Source organism: Nocardioides sp. (assembly GCF_041600255.1).
Taxonomy (GTDB): Bacteria; Actinomycetota; Actinomycetes; order Propionibacteriales; family Nocardioidaceae; genus Nocardioides.
This window is the reverse complement of the sequence record NZ_JBFIKK010000216.1, coordinates 1-3,318: the sequence shown is the minus strand read 5'-3', so window position 1 is coordinate 3,318 and position 3,318 is coordinate 1. Positions and strand designations below refer to the sequence as shown.

The following is a 3,318-nucleotide window of genomic DNA, read 5'->3' as shown; positions in this document are numbered from 1 at the left end:
CTCGGTCGCCTACGCGCCCGACGAGGTCTTCATCATGCTCTCGCTGGCCGGCGCCTCGTACTACGTGTGGTCCTGGAAGATCGGCCTCGCCATCGCGGTGGTGCTGATGGCCGTGGTGATGTCCTACCGACAGACCGTGCATGCCTACCCGAGCGGCGGCGGCGACTACGAGGTGGCCACGGTCAATCTCGGTCGCACCGCCGGCGCCACCGTGGCCAGCGCCCTGCTCATCGACTACGTGCTGACCGTCGCGGTGTCGATCTCCGCCGGTGCCCAGTACGCCGCGTCGGCCGTGGAGTCGATCAGTGGCCACGAAGCGACGTTCGCGACGCTCCTGGTGGTCGGGCTGATGGCGGCCAACCTCCGCGGCATCCGGGAGTCGGGCACCGTCTTCGCCGTCCCCACCTACGTCTTCATGGCGGCGATCCTCGGCATGTGCGCCTACGGGTTGATCCGTCTCGCGGCCGGGGACCTGCCGCCGGTGGAGTCGGCCGGCCTCGAGATCGCCCCGGCGCCGGGCTACGACGAGGCGCTCACCACCTTCGGCCTGGTCTTCCTGCTGGCGCGCGCGTTCTCCTCGGGGTGTGCCGCGTTGACCGGGGTCGAGGCGATCTCCAACGGCGTACCGGCGTTCCGCAAGCCGAAGAGCAGGAACGCCGCCACCACGCTGCTGCTGCTCGGTCTGATCGCGATCACCATGATGATCAGCGTCATCGTGCTGGCCAAGCAGATGGGGCTGAAGTACGTCGACCCGCACCAGATCGACCGGCTGACCCTGAACGGCCAGGCGCTGCCCGACGACTACGACCAGCACACGCTGATCGCCCAGATCGCCAAGGCCATCTTCAGCGACTTCCCGCCCGGCTTCTACCTCGTCGTCACCGTGACCGGCGTGATCCTGGTGCTTGCTGCGAACACTGCCTTCAACGGGTTCCCGGTGCTGGGCTCGATCCTGGCCAGGGACGGCCTCGCCCCCCGTGCGCTGGCCTCGCGCGGTGACCGGCTCGCCTACAGCAACGGCATCGTCTTCCTGGCGTTCATGGCGATCGTGCTGATCCAGGTCTTCGACGCGCAGACCACCAAGCTGATCCAGCTCTACATCGTGGGCGTCTTCGTCTCCTTCAACCTCAGCCAGCTCGGCATGATCCGGCACTGGACCCGCCACCTGAAGGACGAGACCGACCCGGTGGAGCGGGGACGGATGTACCGTTCGCGGATCATCAACGCGGTCGGCCTGACGATGACGGCGTTGGTCCTGGTCGTGGTCCTGGTGACGAAGTTCCTCGAGGGCGCCTGGATCACGATCCTGGCCATGGTGATCTTCTTCGTGCTGATGCGGGGCATCCACACCCACTACGGACGGGTGGCGGAGGAGCTCGCCGCCGACGAGGAGGACAAGGTGCTGCCCACGCGGGTGCACGCGATCGTCCTGGTCTCCAAGCTGCACAAGCCGACGCTGCGGGCCCTGGCCTTCGCCAAGGCGACGCGCCCCAACGTCCTCGAGGGCGTCTACGTCGCGGCCGACGCCGGCGCGACGGACCGCCTGCTGGAGGAGTGGGACGAGCGCAACCTCGGGGTTCCGCTCAAGGTCCTGCACTCGCCGTACCGCGAGCTGATCCGACCGATCGTCGACTACGCGATGGAGATCAAGAAGGCCAACCCCCGCGGGGTGGTGGCCGTCTACATCCCGGAGTACGTGGTCGGTCGCTGGTGGGAGCAGCTGCTGCACAACCAGACGGCCCTGCGACTCAAGGGTCGACTGCTCTTCGCGCCCGGCGTGATGGTCACCTCCGTCCCCTACCAGCTCCGCTCGTCGCAGATCGCTCGCGAGCGCGAGGAGCGGGGCGCCCAACGACCCCGGCCCGGCGACGTACGCCTGGGCAAGCTCGACGACCGCGGCACCGCCGCCGGAAGGCAGATCGAACGATGAGCCGTACCCCACGTCAGCGCAAGCCCAAGGGGGCGTCGCTGGTCGGCTCCCGGTTCGAGGCCGAGGTGGGACCGGTCGCCCACGGCGGGCACTGCATCGTGCGCCTGCCCGAGCCCGAGTCCCGGGTCGTCTTCGTCCGGCACACGATGCCCGGCGAGCGGGTGGTCCTGGAGATCACCGAGGGCACCGAGGGCGACTCGTTCTGGCGCGCCGACGCCGTGGAGATCCTGCAGGCCTCGCCGGAGCGAGTGACGCCGCCCTGCCCGTACGCCGGCCCCGGTCTCTGCGGAGGATGCGACTTCCAGCACGTCGCGCTCGGTCATCAGCGAGAACTCAAGGCCGCGGTCGTCCGCGAGCAGTTCGTCCGGCTCGCCGGCTTCGACGCGGCCGACGCGCGGATCGCGGACCTGCGCGTCGAGGGCGTGCCCGGCGACGACGAGGGGCTGCGCTGGCGGACCCGGATGCAGTACGTCGCGCTGCCGGGCGGCGCGAAGGGGTTGCGGGCGCACCGCTCGAACATCGTGATCGAGATCGACGACTGCCGGATCGCGCACCCCGATGCCCGGGTCGTCGTGGACGGCCAGCCCACCGACGACGAGGTGATCGCGGAGTCGGTGGCCACCGCGGCCGGGACGATCGACTTCCAGGTCGCCGCCGACGGCTTCTGGCAGGTGCACCCGGGCGCGCCCGGGGCACTGGTCGAGACCGTCCTGGACTTCCTGGCGCCGCAGGAGGGCGAGCGTGCGCTCGACCTGTACGCCGGCGTCGGCCTCTTCGCTCGCTTCCTCTCCGAAGCGGTGGGGGAGTCCACCCGGGTGGTGGCGATCGAGGGCGACCGCACCGCGACCCGGTACGCGGCGCTCAACCTTGCCGGCCGGGAGAGGGCCGTGGTGGCCTGGGGCAACGTCGACAAGGTGCTGGCGCAGGGCTACGACGAGCCGTTCGACCTCGTGGTCCTCGACCCGCCGCGTGAGGGGGCGCGTCGCAAGGTCGTGCTCCAGGTGGTGGACCGCGCTCCGCGCGCGGTGGCGTACGTCGCCTGCGACCCGGCGGCCCTGGCCCGCGACGTGGCGACCTTCCGCGAGCACGGCTACGAGCTGACCCGGCTGCGGGCGCTGGACCTCTTCCCGATGACGCACCACGTCGAATGCGTCGCGCTGCTGGAGCGCGTCTGACCTACCGGGGTTGGTCCCAACGGGCCATGTGAATGACCATGGCCTCCGGGTACAGGGTGGGCCACGGTGGAAGAACCCCGACACCAGGAGGCATTCCACATGCGACGCCTGCAGCACTTCAGTTACGCCAACGTGGCATCCACCCTCGCCCTCGTGCTGGTCCTCGGCGGTGGCGGCGCGGCCGTTGCCGCCGGGCTCGCCAAGAACTCGGTG

Annotated in this window: 2 protein-coding genes; both read left to right on the top strand. The window is 70.0% G+C overall.

From position 1 onward, the window contains the following. The coding region (locus ABZE72_RS16400) for an APC family permease (RefSeq protein WP_372730106.1) at positions 1 to 1,930 on the top strand (1,930 nt) is incomplete at its 5' end. Next, positions 1,927 to 3,105: a class I SAM-dependent RNA methyltransferase gene (locus ABZE72_RS16395; protein ID WP_372730105.1), complete on the top strand. Its 1,179-nt coding sequence runs from the start codon at positions 1,927 to 1,929 to the stop codon at positions 3,103 to 3,105. The genes ABZE72_RS16400 and ABZE72_RS16395, both read left to right, overlap by 4 nt. Positions 3,106 to 3,318: the final 213 nt, after the last annotated feature.

Bases quoted from the DNA above. Each gene is read 5' to 3' on its own strand.
- ABZE72_RS16395 (WP_372730105.1), top strand. From the start codon at position 1,927: ATGAGCCGTACCCCACGTCAGCGCAAGCCCAAGGGGGCGTCGCTGGTC.